15 protein-coding genes are annotated in these 16168 nt (G+C 63.5%); 5 read left to right on the forward strand and 10 right to left on the reverse strand.

Annotation, left to right across the window (positions count from 1 at the left end; genetic code table 11):
* Positions 1-102: 102 nt before the first annotated feature.
* Both ASD45_RS07310 and ASD45_RS07315 read right to left on the reverse strand, forming a co-directional pair.
* Positions 103-408: a transcriptional regulator gene (locus ASD45_RS07310; RefSeq protein WP_244485237.1), complete on the reverse strand. Its 306-nt coding sequence runs from the start codon at positions 406-408 to the stop codon at positions 103-105.
* The gene (locus tag ASD45_RS07315) at positions 381-4079 is read right to left on the reverse strand and encodes a vitamin B12-dependent ribonucleotide reductase (protein WP_056910879.1); all 3699 of its coding nucleotides are present in this window, start codon (positions 4077-4079) and stop codon (positions 381-383) included. Before ASD45_RS07315 ends, ASD45_RS07310 begins: the two co-directional genes overlap by 28 nt.
* Before the next feature lie 940 nt (positions 4080-5019).
* Between ASD45_RS07315 and ASD45_RS07320 the strand changes: the two genes are divergently transcribed.
* Together ASD45_RS07320 and arr are read left to right on the forward strand one after the other, a co-directional pair.
* Positions 5020-5631 carry a hypothetical protein gene (locus tag ASD45_RS07320; RefSeq protein ID WP_056910880.1) on the forward strand — a complete coding sequence of 204 codons (612 nt, stop codon included), beginning with the start codon at positions 5020-5022 and terminating at the stop codon, positions 5629-5631.
* A 283-nt stretch (positions 5632-5914) separates the two neighbouring features.
* On the forward strand, positions 5915-6331 hold the full coding sequence (arr, locus tag ASD45_RS07325; protein WP_056912648.1) for an NAD(+)--rifampin ADP-ribosyltransferase: 417 nt from the start codon (positions 5915-5917) through the stop codon (positions 6329-6331).
* Here arr and ASD45_RS07330 read toward each other — a convergent pair.
* Positions 6321-7430: a mechanosensitive ion channel domain-containing protein gene (locus ASD45_RS07330; RefSeq protein WP_056910881.1), complete on the reverse strand. Its 1110-nt coding sequence runs from the start codon at positions 7428-7430 to the stop codon at positions 6321-6323. The genes arr and ASD45_RS07330 overlap by 11 nt on opposite strands.
* Positions 7431-7548: 118 nt before the next feature.
* On the opposite strand from ASD45_RS07330, the gene ASD45_RS07335 reads away from it, so the two are divergent.
* Complete coding sequence (locus tag ASD45_RS07335) at positions 7549-7959, forward strand: NADH:ubiquinone oxidoreductase subunit NDUFA12 (RefSeq protein ID WP_056910882.1); 411 nt, start codon at positions 7549-7551, stop codon at positions 7957-7959.
* 482 nt (positions 7960-8441) lie between these two features.
* The gene (locus ASD45_RS07340) at positions 8442-9413 is read left to right on the forward strand and encodes a DUF2155 domain-containing protein (RefSeq protein ID WP_244485239.1); all 972 of its coding nucleotides are present in this window, start codon (positions 8442-8444) and stop codon (positions 9411-9413) included.
* Between the two features lie 21 nt (positions 9414-9434).
* Here the strand turns inward: ASD45_RS07340 and aat are convergent, their stop codons facing one another.
* Entirely contained in the window at positions 9435-10109 is a 675-nt protein-coding gene (gene aat, locus ASD45_RS07345) for a leucyl/phenylalanyl-tRNA--protein transferase (RefSeq protein ID WP_056910884.1), read from the reverse strand.
* Between the two features lie 174 nt (positions 10110-10283).
* On the opposite strand from aat, the gene ASD45_RS07350 reads away from it, so the two are divergent.
* Positions 10284-10664 carry a response regulator gene (locus ASD45_RS07350; RefSeq protein WP_162249391.1) on the forward strand — a complete coding sequence of 127 codons (381 nt, stop codon included), beginning with the start codon at positions 10284-10286 and terminating at the stop codon, positions 10662-10664.
* Between the two features lie 11 nt (positions 10665-10675).
* Here ASD45_RS07350 and ASD45_RS07355 read toward each other — a convergent pair whose 3' ends face one another.
* From ASD45_RS07355 to ASD45_RS23975, 6 genes are all read right to left on the reverse strand, one after another.
* Positions 10676-11788 (reverse strand): response regulator, encoded by a 1113-nt coding sequence (locus ASD45_RS07355; protein WP_056910886.1) that lies wholly within the window; start codon positions 11786-11788, stop codon positions 10676-10678.
* A gap of 7 nt (positions 11789-11795) precedes the next feature.
* Positions 11796-12236, reverse strand: a complete 441-nt coding sequence (locus ASD45_RS07360) for a response regulator (RefSeq protein WP_056910887.1) — start codon at positions 12234-12236, stop codon at positions 11796-11798.
* A gap of 8 nt (positions 12237-12244) precedes the next feature.
* The gene (locus ASD45_RS07365) at positions 12245-13759 is read right to left on the reverse strand and encodes a CHASE3 domain-containing protein (protein WP_056910888.1); all 1515 of its coding nucleotides are present in this window, start codon (positions 13757-13759) and stop codon (positions 12245-12247) included.
* A 149-nt stretch (positions 13760-13908) separates the two neighbouring features.
* Positions 13909-14352: an SRPBCC family protein gene (locus tag ASD45_RS07370; protein WP_056910889.1), complete on the reverse strand. Its 444-nt coding sequence runs from the start codon at positions 14350-14352 to the stop codon at positions 13909-13911.
* Positions 14353-14476: 124 nt separating this feature from the next.
* On the reverse strand, positions 14477-15847 hold the full coding sequence (gene accC / locus ASD45_RS07375) for an acetyl-CoA carboxylase biotin carboxylase subunit (protein WP_056910890.1): 1371 nt from the start codon (positions 15845-15847) through the stop codon (positions 14477-14479).
* 138 nt (positions 15848-15985) lie between these two features.
* Positions 15986-16168: biotin/lipoyl-containing protein (locus tag ASD45_RS23975; protein ID WP_348271218.1), on the reverse strand; the 183-nt coding region annotated here is incomplete at its 5' end.

Below are 16168 nucleotides of genomic sequence, written 5' to 3' on the forward strand. Positions count from 1 at the left end.
TTGAAGGCCACCGACATGGATGTCGCCGTTTGCTCTGGGCCCCGCCAACAAAACGTAAATGGCCGGGACAAGCCCGGCCATGACGTATGAATTAAAGCGCTCTCACTCCGCCTTCTTCTTCGCCTTGGTCTTCTTTTTCTTCACCGGCTCCGGCGGATTGGCGGCGAGGTCGGCGGCGTCCTTGGCTTCGCGGGCGAGCCGGAGCGCGCGCAGCTTCGCCGTCTTCTCGCGCATGGCGACCGCGGCGGCCTCATATTCCGCCGCAGCCACGATGCCGTCGCGCGCCTGATCCTGGCGGCGCTTCAGTTTTGCTTTCGCGTCCGGTGACGCGGGGTTGCTCGATTTGTTCAGCGAGGCCTCCTCTTGTGGAGTTCGTCCTATCACGAACAACCGCTGGTCGCACCACATGTGTCGCACTTCATGCAGGTACCGTTGCGCACCAGGGTGAAGTTACCGCATTCGCCGCACATTTCGCCTTCGTAACCCTTGGCCTTGGCTTCGGCGCGGCGTTCGGAGGCGATCGCCTTGGCGTTCGCCTGCGGCGCCGGCTGGGCCAGACCGACTTCGAGCTGCTGGGCCGGGGACAGTTTAGCCTCCGGCTCGGCTTTCAGCGCGGTAGCCGCATGCGCACCGCCAAAAGCCGTCACTTTCGCAGTCGCGACCGAGGCTGTGCCGGCTGATGACGGGGAGGCCACCACCTGCAGCTTGTCCGGTCGCGAGCGGGTCAGACCCTTGGAGATGAAGTTCGGCGCGGCCTTGCCTTCGCTCTCGCCGGCGCCCAGGGCATCGAAGCCGCCCTGGCTCGGATCGACATGGGCGAGGTCGTAGCGCTCGAGATACGACACCGCCAGTTCGCGGAACACGTAGTCGAGGATCGAGGTGGCGTATTTGATCGAGTCGTTGCCCTGCACCGGACCCTGCGGCTCGAAGCGGGTGAAGGTGAAGGCATCGACATATTCCTCGAGCGGCACGCCATATTGCAGGCCGAGCGAGATGGCGATGGCGAAGTTGTTGAGCAGCGAGCGCAGCGCCGCGCCTTCCTTGTGCATGTCGACGAAGATCTCGCCGAGACGGCCGTCGTCATATTCGCCGGTGCGCAGATAGACCTTGTGGCCGCCGACCACGGCCTTCTGCGTGTAGCCCTTGCGGCGCGACGGCAGCTTCTCGCGCTCGCGCAGCACGGTGACGCGCTCGACGATCTTCTCGACCACCTTCTCGGCGAGGCCAGTGGCGCGCGCCGCCGCCGACTTGTCGAGGAAGGTTTCGATCGCATCGTCCTCGTCGTCCTCATCGGCGATGAGCTGCGAGTTGAGCGGCTGCGACAGCTTGGAGCCGTCGCGGTACAGCGCGTTGGCCTTCAGCGCCAGGCGCCACGACTGCATGTAGGCGTCCTTGCAGTCCTCGACGGTGGCCTCGTTCGGCATGTTGATGGTCTTGGAGATCGCGCCCGAGATGAAGGGCTGCGCCGCAGCCATCATCTTGATGTGGCTGTCGACCGACAGGTAGCGCTTGCCGATCTTGCCGCACGGATTGGCGCAATCGAACACCGAATAGTGTTCGAGCTTGAGGTGCGGCGCGCCTTCCACGGTCATGGCGCCGCAGACATGGATGTTGGCGGCCTCGATCTCGCGCTTGCCGAAGCCGATGGCGGCGAGCAGGTCGAAGGTCGGCGCGGCAAGCTGTTCGGCCGACAGGCCGAGCACGTCGCGGCAGAACGCTTCGCCGATCGTCCACTTGTTGAAGACGAACTTGATGTCGAACGCGGTCGGCAGCGCCTTCTCGACCTTGGCGATGATCTCGTCGGTGAAGCCCTTGGCCTTCAGCGTGGTGTGGTTGATGCCCGGGGCCTGCGCCAGCGAGCCGTGGCCGACGGCATAGACCTCGATCTCGGCGATCTCGGCTTCCGAGTAGCCGAGCGTGCGCAATGCCTCGGGCACGGCGCGGTTGATGATCTTGAAGTAGCCGCCGCCGGCGAGCTTCTTGAACTTCACCAGCGCGAAGTCGGGCTCGATGCCGGTGGTGTCGCAATCCATGACCAGGCCGATCGTGCCGGTCGGCGCGATCACGGTGGCCTGCGCGTTGCGGTAGCCGTGCTTCTCGCCGAGCTCGATGGCGCGGTCCCAGGCGGCCTTGGCGTGGGCGACGAGCGCCTGGTCGGGGCAAGCGGCGTGGTCGAGCGGCACCGGGGCCTGCGACAGCTTCTCATAGCCCTGGCGTTCGCCGTAAGCGGCGCGGCGATGGTTGCGCATGACGCGCAGCATGTGCTCGCGGTTCTTCTTGTAGCCGGGGAACGGACCCTGCTTCTCCGCCATCTCGGCCGAGGTGGCGTAGGACACGCCGGTCATGATCGCGGTCAGCGCGCCCGCGTAAGCGCGGCCGGCATCCGAGTCATAAGACAGACCCGAGGTCATCAGCAGGCCGCCGATATTGGCGTAGCCGAGGCCGAGCGTGCGGAATTCGTACGAGAGCTGGGCGATTTCCTTGGACGGGAATTGCGCCATCAGCACCGAGATTTCCAGCACCACGGTCCACAAGCGGACGGCGTGCTCGTAGCTCTCGACCTCGAACTGGCCGGTCTTGCCGTCGCGGAAGGTGAGGAGGTTCAGCGACGCGAGGTTGCAGGCCGTGTCGTCGAGGAACATGTACTCGGAGCACGGATTGGAGCCGCGGATGTCACCGGAGGCCGGGCAGGTGTGCCAGTCGTTGACGGTGGTGTGGAACTGCAGGCCCGGATCGGCGCAGGCCCAGGCGGCGTAGCCGATCTTTTCCCACAGGTCGCGCGCCTGCACGGTCTTGGCGACCTTGCCGTTCTTGCGGAACGTCAGATCCCACTTGCCGTCGGCTTCGACCGCCTTGAGGAACTGGTCGTCGACGCGCACCGAGTTGTTCGAGTTCTGGCCCGACACGGTGAGATAGGCATCGCTGTCCCAGTCGGTGTCGTAGGTCGGGAAGTCGATATCGGTGTAGCCCTGCTTGGCAAATTGAATGACGCGCTTGATGAAGTTGTCCGGCACATAGGCCTTGCGGGCGAGCTTGATCTCGCGCTTCAGCGCCGGGTTCTTGTCCGGATTGAAGCAGTCGTCGTCCGAGCCCTCGCAGTTGACGCAGGCCTTCATCACGGCCTTGAGGTGCTTCTGGTTGATCTTCGAGCCGGTGACGAGCGCCGCCACCTTCTGCTCTTCCTGCACCTTCCAGTCGATGTACTTCTCGATATCCGGATGATCGGCATCGACGATCACCATCTTCGCGGCGCGGCGCGTCGTGCCGCCCGACTTGATGGCGCCGGCGGCGCGGTCGCCGATCTTAAGGAACGACATCAGGCCCGACGACTTGCCGCCGCCCGACAGGCGCTCGCCTTCGCCGCGCAGGTTGGAGAAGTTGGTGCCGGTGCCGGAGCCGTATTTGAACAGGCGCGCCTCGCGGACCCACAGATCCATGATGCCGCCTTCGTTCACCAGATCGTCGCTGATCGACTGGATGAAGCAGGCGTGCGGCTGCGGATGCTCGTAGGACGACTTCGACTTGGTCAGCTTGCCGGTCTGGAAGTCGACGTAATAGTGGCCCTGCGACGGACCGTCGATGCCATAGGCCCAGTGCAGGCCGGTGTTGAACCACTGCGGCGAGTTCGGCGCGCACATCTGCTTGGCCAGCATGGCGCGCAGTTCGTCATAGAAGGCGTGAGCGTCTTCCTCGGTGTCGAAGTAGCCGCCCTTCCAGCCCCAGTAGGCCCAGGTGCCGGCCAGACGATCGAACACCTGCTTGGAGGAGTGCTCGCCGATATAGCGCTCCTTCTCCGGCAGCGCGGCGAGCGCTTCCGTGTCGGCGACCGAGCGCCAGAGGAACGAGGGGACGGAGTTCTCTTCGACCTTCTTCAGGCGGGCGGGCACGCCGGCCTTGCGGAAATACTTCTGCGCGAGGACGTCGGACGCCACCTGCGACCAGAATTCGGGCACCTCGACATTGTCCAGCTTGAAGACAATGGAGCCATCCGGATTCTTGATCTCTGACGTGGTCAGGCGGAAGTCGATCCCTGCATAAGCCTGGCCCGCTTCCTTGGTGTAGCGCCGTTCGATCCGCATCGTCTTAGTCCCCAAATTCCGGGCGGCAGCGGCCGCCGATTATTCCAGACGGACCTGTCCCTGTCCGCCTTGCGTTCACTCAACCCTGACTGACACCCACCTGATGTAGGTCCGGGGCTCATTATCGGCACCCGGTGGAACTCCCGGGCTCCCTAAAGGGAACCCGCTACGCAACAGTCTGCCGTCCCCTGAAAACGCCTGAGGCGTCGATCAGGGCTCAAAACGCGACGTCACGTCGGTTTGGAGGTTCCGGCGGGAACTCATCGGCACGCATCACCCACACCGTACTGTCACAAAACTATATGGGACTCGTTGTTGTCGTCAACAACAGATAGTGGGTACGGGTAACTAAATCCCTAAGTCTTGTGGCAGGTCGGTGAAAAACGAGGATAACGTCCGGTGAAGCCGCGGGCAGTATGACCCTTAAGCCCGGAGCGGAAAGCCCGTTTTTTTTGGTCCCCGGCCTGGGTTTTGATGCCTAGGGGGGTGAAGAAAAAATGACGAAAAATGGGGCTTACCGACAACCCACAGCTTCTTTTGCCGGCCGGCCGGGACGGGGATAAACGCGGGACAAATCCGGAGGAACCGGCCCGGGAGTCCCTGATTCTCGTTTTGAGGTCAGCCGGTTAGCCTGTGGGTGATCGGCGGCCGCGAGCGGGATGAAGTGTCCCACCCCTGTTGATCACGCAACAGGTTGTGTCCTTGAGACTTTGCAAAGGAATCGCGCCGGGCAAAGGCGGGCGCCTGAAACGAAGAAAGCGGGCCCGCATGGAGCCCGCCTTCTCATTTCCCGGCACTGTCATCTCGTTTTCAGCGGAATGCCCAAACAACAGCGGCATTGCTGAATTCGCAGGCACCATAACTCCAGATTCTGGGCAAAGGCAATGGCGAGCGGTGCGCGACCATTGTGGCGGAAATGGATTGTCGCCATGATTGTCTAATGGAAACAATTATCAAACACCTGATCGGTGAATTGAGCATCATCGCTCAGGCGCCCGTCACCTTTTTGGCCGCACTACTTGTGGCGGGCGCAGTGATCTGGTGGGCGATGGATTGGCGCTATAGCGGCATCGTCGCGAACCGCGACTCCGAAATTAGTAGTCTGAAGATACAGCGCGACGAATATAAGGATAAGGCGGGTGGCGCTTCTCCGGATGAAATGAAAAAGAAGCTCGATGATTTGGCCGAAATGACCAAGTTCACCGTCGGAGCTAAGTGGCGTTCGCTGACGCCCAAAGAAACCACAGCTCTTCAACAGAAATTCGCAGCCATACCGCCGAAGCGGATACAGGTAATGTACACAAATTACCGAGGAAAAGATCTAGCTCAATCCTTTGCCGATATTTTGAAAGCGTCTGGATGGACTGACATTCATTTCAGTGAAGGCGGTGGCCTCGGAACTGGAGTTTCGACTGGGCGCGGCAACGGGACGGCCAGGGCTCTGAAGGAGGCAATCGAAGCCTCGACGGACTTTAAAGTTGGCTCATTCGGACCGGACGAACCCGAATATCCAAACGCCTATTTTATTGCTGTCGGAATTAATACGAACTAATTCCATTCTTGTCTGCGGCTCGCGATTAATCAAAATTTGCCGCTTTCTCTGACCCAAAGGGGTTAGCTCAAGCTCCCCGCATTGCGGCAGGCTCCAGCACCACATCAGCCCGCCGGCGCGGCAGGGCCTCGGGGTGCCCGCGCTGCAGGAAATCGACGAGCTTCTCGCGCGGCGCCAAGCGCCTTTGCCGGAGGAAGACTGCAAAGTCCTCCTCAAAATTGACGGTATTCCTCCATAACGCCGATACGGATTGCCGCTTTTGCCGTTCAAGGAGCTTTGGTCGATGTCCGCCGCAGCCGGTGTATTTTCGCAGTCGTATTTCCACGGGACGAAAGCCAACCTGCGGCCCGGCGACTTCATTGTCGTCGGCCGTGCGTCGAATTTCGCGAAGGAGCGGCCGCTGTCATGGGTCTACTTATCGAGCACGCTCGATGCGGCGATCTGGGGCGCCGAGCTCGCCGCCGGTAGCGAACCGGGAAGAATCTATGTCGTAGAGCCCACCGGGCCGGTCTTCGACGATCCCAATCTGACCGACAAAAAATTTCCCGGCAATCCGACGCTATCCTATCGCTCGCGGGAGCCGCTCCGGATCATAGCGGAGGTGACCAACTGGCAAGGGCATTCCCCGGACCAGTTGAAGGCGATGAAGGAGGGCCTTGCTCGTCTGGAGCGGGATGGCGGCCGGCACATCATCGACTGACATGGCCGCCGTGGCTTGCCCGCTCGAGCACGAGATCGGCCCGCTTGCGCGGCAGCGCTTCGGGATGCTCACGCTGCAGGAAGTCGATGAGCTTCTCGCGCACTTCGCAGCGCAGGTCGAAGGCCTTGCCGGCCGAGCCGGCGCTGATCAGGCAACGCAACTCCATCGTTTCGTCCTTGCAGTCGGTGACCTGGAGATTGACCACCTGACCGTCCCAGTTCGGCGATGCCTTGGCGATGTCCGCGAGCTTGTCGCGAATGGCGGCGACCGGCGCGCGATAGTCGACATAGAACATGGCGACGCCGATCAGAGCCGAGTTCTCGCGCGTCCAGTTCTGGAACGGCTTCTCGATGAAATAGGTCAGCGGCACGATCAGCCGCCGCCAGTCCCAGAGTTTGACGACCACATACGTCGAGGTGATTTCCTCAACGGTGCCCCATTCGTTTTCGACGACGACGGCGTCGTCGAGCCGGATCGGCTGGGTCATGGCGATCTGCACGCCGGCGAACAGGTTGGACAGCACGGACCGCGCGGCAAGACCGGCGACCAGGCCGGCGACGCCCGCCGAAGCAAACAGACTGACGCCGTACTGGCGCACCGGCTCGAACGTCATCAGTGCGGCACCGATGGTGACGAGGATGATCAGGACGTCGATGGTGCGCATCAGGACGCGCACTTGGGTGTAGTGCTTGCGCGCCAGCAGATTGTCTTCGGTGTCGATGCGGAATTGCAGCAAGTAGAGATCGGCGGCGATCTTCAAGGCGGTCAGCGCGCCCCAGCCGATCATGGCGATGACGGCGATCAGCAGGCATCGGCCGATCCAGGCCGCGGTGTTCGCATCGAACGGCGCGACCGGTACCGCGATGATGAGGGCCAGGATGACGAGGCCGAGGCGGGTGACGCCGCGCATCCGCTGCACCATGGCGATGACGTAGGGAAAGCGCGTCGCCAAGCTCATGCGCAGGAGGCGCCGCGCCGTCTTGTGCAGCGATAGCGCGATGGTGACGGCGAGGGCGACGATGACCATCGCCACCAATTGGCTGGGAAGCCAGGCGAGCCACTGCGCGACGGTCGATAGTGCGGATCTGATCGAATCCATGAGCGATTTCAGCTCTCAATAGTGCGGGAAAATGGGTGTTTGGGCGCTTCGCGTGCGCTGGACATGGGGGCGGTGAGGTGGCACAACGCGCCGGTCGCAACGGAAATGCGCATCGGCGATGAAAAGTTTCCTGCTTAAAATCTTCACTTGGTGGAACTCGTCCACCTTCGGCACCGATCTGTGGACCTGGCTCCATGGCGAGAAAGTCGGCACCGACGAATTCGGCAATACCTATTACCGGACCCGCGGCGGCAAGGTGGACAAGCGGCTGCTCTTCGAGCGCCGATGGGTGATCTACAGCGGCTACGCCGAGGCGAGCACGATCCCGCCGTCCTGGCATGGCTGGATGCATCACACCGTCGATGTGCCACCGACCGATGAAGTCTACACGCCGCGCGAATGGCAGAAGCCGCACCGGCCGAATCTGACCGGCACCCCGGGCGCCTACCGCCCGCAGGGCTCGACGCTGGCCGCAAACCGCCGTCCGAAGGCAACCGGCGATTACAAGGCGTGGTCGCCGGACGCCTGAGCGTTCGACGCGACTCGCGATCAACCGCTTTCCTTTGCCGCTGTCGTCATCGGCGGCCAGCCATTAGTCGCCCGATCGTCTCCAGCGAAGACGGCCGCTCGTCCAATGATGAAGCGGTAGCGGCTCCAGAAGCGCCGGCCGACTGCGTCGGCTCCGCCTAACTTCATCCACTGCCTCTCCACTGGATATCCACAGGGTTTTCCACAGCGTCGCGTCGCGTCAGAGCCTTGGCGCGACGGAGAATTTCGGGCTGTCCACAGCAGGCGCACGGACAGGCTGGCTGGTCCTGCCGCGGGTGTGGGGAGGGCTGTCGGGGCCGGCCATTTACCCGGCCCGGGGCGGCGGAAACCGCCCTTCCGCCGCCGCATTCACCGTGTTAACCGGACCACTTATGGCGCCTGCGAATCCGCACGCGCGGCGGCCTGAGAAACCCCTAACAAGCGACGTCCATGGCCTGGCTTCGGCTTCCAGCGATAGCGATCATGGTGCTGCTCGGGGCCGCTCCGGCAGCCGCCCAGTTCAGCAATATCTTCAGCGATCCGCCACCGCCGCGTCCGCCGGGTAATGTGCCGCGAGGCCAGCCGGCGCAGCCGCCTTATGTCGCCCCGGCCGATGTCGATCGTGGCCGGAATATCCAGAGCGGCGCCACCGCCACGCAATCCGGTAACTGGGTCAATCCCGACCTGCCGCCGGCGCAGCCGCTGCCGGCGCCGATGAACCTGCCGCCGTCGAGTCGGCCGGGCCGCGGCGGCATCCAGTCGAACGAACTGGCGCCGCCGCCAGGCGCGGCGCCGTCGCAGGATCTGACACCGATGACGCCGGTCGCACCCAATGCGCCGGCCGGCCAGCAGCCGCAGAACAACGTGACCACCAATCCGGCCCAGCCGTTGCCCGGCCTGCCGCCGGGGGTTCGTCAGCCGCCCGGTACGCCACAGCCGCAACAGCCGGCCGATGCCGCTGCCCAGCCGGGCGATGAAGTGGTGGTCGAACCGCCGCCGCAGCGGATCGCCAATCCGACCGCGATCTTCGCCGGCCTCGACAAGATTACCGGACGCATCACCAAGTTCGATGTCGCCATCAACGAGACAGTGCAGTTCGGCGCGCTGCGCGTGACGCCGCGTGTTTGCTACTCACGGCCGCCGACCGAAACGCCGAACACGGATTCCTTCGTGCAGGTGGACGAGGTGACGCTCAACGGCGAGATCAAACGCATCTTTTCCGGCTGGATGTTCGCGGCCAGCCCCGGTCTGCACGGCATCGAGCATCCGATCTATGACGTGTGGCTGACGGAGTGCAAAGGCGGCACCAACCCGAACGTCGCCGATGCCGCCGAACCGCAGCCCGAGGCGAAGAAGCCGCCGCCACGGACGCCGGCGCAACGGCCGCAGCGTCCGGCACAAGCGCCGGCGCAAGGGCGCCCGCTGCCGTCCGGTACGTTCCAGCCATTGCGCTAAGGTTCTTGAAAGCCTCTGGACTCAATCGCTGTCCAGAATCGCCAGGGCTTCGTCGCCGCTTACCGGTGGCTCGGTCCGCAGCGCGAAGAAATCGGCCTCGCCCGTGAGGGCTTCTTCCAGCATGCGTTGATAGCGTTTCTTCGGCACTTCGACGGCGCCGAAGGTGCGCAGATGTTCAGTGACGTATTGGGTGTCGCACAAGGTGAAGCCACCGGCCTTCAGCCGCGCCATCAGATGCACCAGCGCGACTTTCGACGCATCACGCGCGCGGTGAAACATGCTCTCGCCGAAGTAGGCGCGGCCGAGCGAGACGCCGTAGAGGCCGCCGACCAGCGCGTCGCCGTCATAGACCTCGACGGTGTGGCAATGGCCGCGATCAAACAGGCCGCGATAGAGTTTGCGGATGCGCCTATTGATCCAGGTGCGATCGCGGTCGGTCGCCGGTGCCGCGCAGCCATCAATGACGCCGTCGAAATCGCGGTCGACATGGACGGTGAAGGGAGTGGTGCGCACGGTGCGGGCGAGGCGCGCCGGCACGTGGAACCCGGTGAGCGGCAGGATGCCGCGGTGTTCCGGTTCGATCCAATATAGCGCCGGATCGTCGGCATTCTCGGCCATCGGAAAGATGCCGCAGGCATAGGCCTTGAGCAGCACGTCCGGGGTGATCTCGAAGTGGGTGGTGTCGCGGCCAGCCATCGGCGCGAATCTTAGCGCGCCGGGCGCCCCCGCGCCACGGTAACGCCTCGCTAACCATAGTCATTTGAATTTTAAGTAGTTTGAACGATTTTCCCGCGTTGGCGTTGACCTGCCAACGCACGGTTGAGTCGGAACCCGGGCCGCGACTTCGCAGACATGCCGATGAGATTCATCATGCCGGACCTGCCAGAACCTACCCATGTGCTGCTGGTCGAAGACGAAGAACTGATCAGCATGCTGGTGGCCGACGAACTGCGCGACCGCGGTTTTGCCGTGGAAGAGGTCGCCACCGGCGAAGAAGCGTTGCGCCATCTGCGCAGCGGCGCCCCGGTCGACATCATTTTCACCGACGTGAATCTGCCGGGCGACATCGATGGTGCCGAACTGGCCGAGTTGGCGCGGCAAATGCGGCCCGACCTGCCGATTCTTTATGCATCGGGACGTTATGCGGAGTTCGGCCTCAAGGGCATGGTGACCCGCTCGCTGTTCGTGCCGAAGCCTTATAGCCCCGCGGAAGTCTGCACGCTGATCGAGCGGATGTCGGCAAGGCTGTAATACGGCAGCGGTCAGGCGGCCGGCTTTGCCGCCGCGGCGTTGGCAACCGGCGCCCCAAACAAATCGAAGCCGACGGTGACGCGCGTGCCGCTTGGGCTGCTGTCGTGGTCGATGCGGGCGTGCAACTTGTCGCCCATGGCATGGACGATGCGCTGGCCGAGGCCGGTCGAGGTCGCCTTCGAGTGCGCGGCGGCGCCAAAAGAATTGCCGACCCCGTCGTCTTCGACGCTGAGCAGGCCGCGGTTGTCGCCGTCGCGGCGCAGCACCACGCGGATCGCGCCTTTCTTGTCCTCGGGGTAGGCGTATTTCAGCGCGTTGGTGACGAGCTCGTTGACGATCATGCCGAGAGCCACGGCGTGATCCGGCGCTGCCGCCATCGGCTCGGCGTGCAGCGTCAATTGCGCCAAGGCGCCGCCTTCGGCGGCCGTGGAGCGACGCAGATCCTCGACCAGCGCCTCGAGGTAGAGATCGACCGCGACCGACTGCACATCGTCCGAGGTGTAGAGGCGGCGATGCACTTGCGCTACCGCCATGACGCGGCCGGTGGCATCGCTGAGCGCTTCCTTGACCTCGGCGTTGCCGGCGGCGTTGGACTGGATGGTGAGCAGCGACGCGATGAGCTGGAGGCTGTTGCCGACGCGGTGGTTGACCTCGCGCATCAGCAGCGCGCGTTCGGCGGCCAAGGCCTCGAAGCGATCGCGCGCGGCGCGGACTTCGGCTTCGGCGGCTTCCTTGGCGCGCCGCGTGCGCATGGCGTCCGAAGCGGCGTGGAACGAGGCCTTGAGCAGGTAGGTGAATTCCCCCTGGACGTCCTTCACGACATAGTCGAAGGCGCCGGCTTTAAGCGCGGCGACCGCCATGCGCGAGTCCTGCGCGCCGGTGACGACAATGACCGGCGGATGGTTGGGCATCTCGTTGATGCGCTCGGTCAGGTCGATGCCGCCGAGACCGGGCATGTACAGATCGACTGCGACGATGTCGAAGTCCTGGTGCTCGCTGAGCAGCCTCAGGCCCGTCTCGCCATCCCCGGCGGTGACCACGTCAATGCCTTCGCGCCCCAGGCTGCGCTTGACCAGTGCACACAACCCGGCGTCGTCGTCGACGTAGAGAACCTTGCGCGGCATGGATGGCTTAATCAGGTGAGGGGACCTGGATAACGGAGAAGAACAAACCTAGCTGGCGGATGGCGTTGGCGAAGTTGTCGTAGTTCACCGGCTTGGTGATATAGACGTTGCAGCCGAGGTCGTAGCAGCGCTGGATCTCGACGGCGTCGTCGGTGGTGGTCAGCACCACTACGGGCACGCGCTTGAGATGCTCGTTCGACTTGATGCGCCCGAGGATTTCGACGCCGGTCATGTCCGGCAGGTTGAGGTCGAGCAGCACCAGCAGCGGCTTGCCCTTGCTGGTGAGGCCGGAGCCGTCCCCGCCGAACAGATAGGTGACGGCATCGGTGCCGTTGCTGAACGGGGTAATCGGATTGTTGACGCCGGCGCGGCGGATATTCTTTTCGATCAGACGAGCGTGGCCGCCATCGTCTTCGATCATGACGATCTCGACGGGAAGCTCCGACATACGGCTATTCACGCTGCGCTCCTGTTTTGAACCGACCATCGCCGCGGCAGTGTCACGGTGAAGGTGCTGCCTTTGCCGAGTTCCGAAGTCAAACCCATAGTGCCGCCCAGGCGCCGAACCAGCGCCCTGACATGCGCCAAGCCGATGCCTTCGCCGGGGCGATCCTGCTTGCCGGCCCGCCGAAACAACTCGAAGACGCGCTGGAAATCGGCGCGGTCGATGCCGCGTCCGTTGTCCTGGACTTCATAGATCGCGTGTGTGGTAGTCAGACGGCCCCTTACCTCGATCTGCAATTTTTCGTCAGCGCGACCGTATTTCAAAGCGTTATCAATGAGATTTCCGAAAATCTGCTGCGCCGCCAGGGCGTCAGTTTCGACCGGCGGCAATTCGCCAACGCTCATCGTGGCCTGAAGTTCCACGGCGCGATGGGTCACCGTTTCGATGAGACTGCCCACCAGCTTGTCCATATCCACAGTCTCGGGGTGGAATTGGCGGCGGCCTTCGCGGGACAATTTGAGCACGGCGTTGATCAGCCGGTCCATGTTGCCGATGGAGGTCTTGATGAAGCCGATGGCCTCATCGAAATCGGCGCCGAGCTGCCGCGTTGTCTCGTCTTCCTTGCGCGCCTCCGCTTCGCCCTTGACCTGGGCGAGTTCGGCATTGAGCTTTTCCACTTCCTGAAAGATGTCCTGCCGCAGGGCCTCGAGCTCCGAGGTGAAGCCCATGATGTTGACGAGCGGCGACCGCAGGTCGTGGCTGACGATGTAGGCGAAGCGCTGGATTTCCTCGTTGGCCTCGGTGAGGTCCTCGGTGCGGTAGGCGACGATGCGCTCGAGATTGGCATTGGTCGATGCGAGCTCGGCGCGCGCGGCCTCCGCGCGGCGATAATTGCGCTGCACCAGAAGGACGGACAGCCCGCCCACGGCGACGATCAGCGCCGCGCCGGCGAGCGACACGAACAGCAGCAGATTGCTGGTACGGAACGATGCCTGCCTGCGCACGTCGGCGAGATCGTTTTCGGCATCGATCGCCTCCTCGATGGCGTCGCGCAATTCGACCATGATGCGCCGGCCTTCGCCCTCGCGGACCTGCCTCAGCGCCTCGCTGCGCTTGCCGCTCTCGTTGAGCTCGATGATGCGTTTCATCTCGCGGAATTTGCCGGTGACGAGCGCATCGACACGATCGACGGTCGATTTACGCGTTGCGCTGGCGCCGGCGAGTTCGCGGACTTCGGCGATCGTGTCCAACGTCTCCGGCTCGGCGTCGCGGAAATCGTCGAGATAGGACTGATCGTTGGTCAAGAGATAGCCGCGCTGGCTGCTTTCAGCGCGGCGTACAGTGAGCAGGATGTCGGAGAGCTTGTCTTCGACGCTGAGCGTGTCGGCGAGCTGCTTGCTGTCGGAGGCGGCGCGCTCGACGAGAAAAACCGTCGCGGCGCTGATGCCGACCAGCAGAAGAAAACCGATGCCGAGCAGCAGCGCCTGAAGATTGAGGAAGCGCCAGCGGGGCAGCGTTAAGACCAAGGGTCGTCCTTTCATGGCGCCGGAGGCGGGAGTGTTCAATTGGGGGCGATTGCCGTCGCCGTCACGATATCGGATTCGGCCGTCAAACGACGAGTTGCGGGCGCAGCGCAGATCCCCCTCGAGCCGCGGAGGATCAACGCTGCCGTCGCTTACTGATTGATCTCCGGTTCGACAAGACGGGCCAAATTGCGCAGCGACTCCTGCCAGCCGAGGTAGCAAGCTTCGACCGGTATGGCGTCGGGGATGCCCTCCTGCACGATGTTGACCTCGGTGCCGACGAGGACTTTCCTGAGTTCCACCGTCACCCGGATTTCGCCGGGCAGGTTGGGGTCTTCGAATCTATCGGTGTAACGAACGCGCTCGCCGGGCACGAGTTCCAAATACTCGCCGCCGAATGAATGGCTGCCGCCGGTGGTGAAATTCCGGAACGACATGCGGAAGCTGCCGCCGACTCTGGCCTCGAGGTGATGGACGGTGCAGGCAAAGCCGTTGGGCGGCAGCCATTTGGCCAGCGCATCGGCCTCGGTGAAGGCGCGGTAGACCTTGTCGGGCTTGGTGGTGAGGACGCGGTGCAGTCGAACTGTGCCGGGCATGTCGGGTTCCTCCGGTGCGTGCTGTGCCGAGCGAGCGGTTTCCCCACTTATATAACGGCTTTCGCGCGCAGGCGCGCGCTTGCCGACGCCGCATGGCGTCAGACGGTCACGACCAACGAGGAGGTCACGACGACAGCGGTTGGCTTTCTTCCATGCCGCCACGGGCGAGGAATTGCTCGAGCCAGTGGATGTGATAGTTGCCGTCGATGATGTCGGGCTCGGCCAGCAAAGCGCGGAACAGCGGCAAGGTCGTTTCGATGCCGTCGACGACGATCTCGTCGAGCGCGCGCTTGAGCCGCATCAATGCTTCCTGACGCGTCTTGCCGTGCACGATCAGCTTGCCGACGAGGGAGTCGTAATAGGGCGGGATCGTGTAGCCCTGATAAACGGCGCTGTCGATGCGCACGCCGAGGCCGCCGGGCGGATGATAGTGCAGGATCTTGCCGGGCGAGGGCCGGAATGACACCGGATTTTCCGCATTGATGCGGCATTCGATGGCATGGCCGCGAAATTCGATGTCGTCCTGCTTCAGAGTCAGTTCCGCGCCGGCGGCGACACGGATCTGCTCGAAGATCAGATCGATGCCGGTGATCATTTCGGTTACCGGATGCTCGACCTGGATGCGGGTGTTCATTTCGATGAAATAGAACTCGCCGTCCTCGTAAAGGAATTCGACGGTGCCGACGCCGAGATACTGGATCTCGCGCATCGCCTTGGCGACCACTTCGCCGATCTCGTTCCGCGCCTTGGTGTTGAGCGCCGGCGAGGGGCTTTCCTCCAGCACCTTCTGGTGCCGGCGCTGGAGCGAGCAGTCGCGTTCGCCGAGATGGACGGCGTTGCCCTTGCCGTCGCCGAGCACCTGGATTTCGATGTGGCGCGGTTTGCCGAGATACTTCTCGATATAAACGGCATCACTGCCGAAATTGGCCTTGGCTTCCGAACGCGCCGTGGACAGCGCCGTCGACAGTTCTTCCGGCGTGTGCGCCACGCGCATGCCTTTGCCGCCGCCGCCGGCCGCAGCCTTGATCAACACCGGAAAGCCGATCTCGTTGGAAATGCGAGCGGCTTCGGCATCGTCGGTGACGCCGCCGTCCGAGCCCGGCACGACCGGAATGCCGAGGCGCTTGGCGGTGCGCTTGGCCTCGATCTTGTCGCCCATGGTGCGGATGTGCTCCGCCTTCGGACCGATGAAATGCAGGCCGTGGTCGGCCAGGATCTCGGCGAAGCGGGCGTTTTCGGAGAGGAAGCCGTAGCCGGGATGCACGGCGTCGGCGCCGGTAATCTCGCAGGCGGCGAGGATCGCCGGGATGTTGAGATAGGAGTCTTTGGCGCTCGGCGGGCCGATGCAGACGCTCTCGTCGGCAAAGCGCACATGCATGGCATCGGCGTCGGCAGTGGAATGCACCGCGACGGTCTTGATGCCGAGCTCCTTGCAGGCGCGCAACACGCGCAGTGCGATTTCGCCGCGGTTGGCAATGAGGATTTTATCGAACATGGGGTTCTCTTGTCCCGGACGCGATGCGGCGCGCAGTGCAGCGGAGCGGTTCAGCGCTGAGCCGGGACCGTTCCAACCTGTGGCGGTCCCGGTTTTTCAGCCCGGGACAAGTAAGAGGTGCGCGCGGTCGCAAAGCTGTCACTCGATGATCACCAGCGGCTCGCCGAACTCGACCGGCTGGCCATCCTCGAACAGAACCTGCGTCACGGTGCCGGCGCGCGGCGCCGGAATCTGGTTCATGGTCTTCATCGCTTCGATGATGAGCAGGGTTTCACCCGCCTTCACCTTGCTGCCGACTTCGATGAAGGGGCGGGCGCCCGG

This window comes from Pseudolabrys sp. Root1462, assembly GCF_001426945.1.
Classification (GTDB): domain Bacteria; phylum Pseudomonadota; class Alphaproteobacteria; order Rhizobiales; family Xanthobacteraceae; genus Pseudolabrys.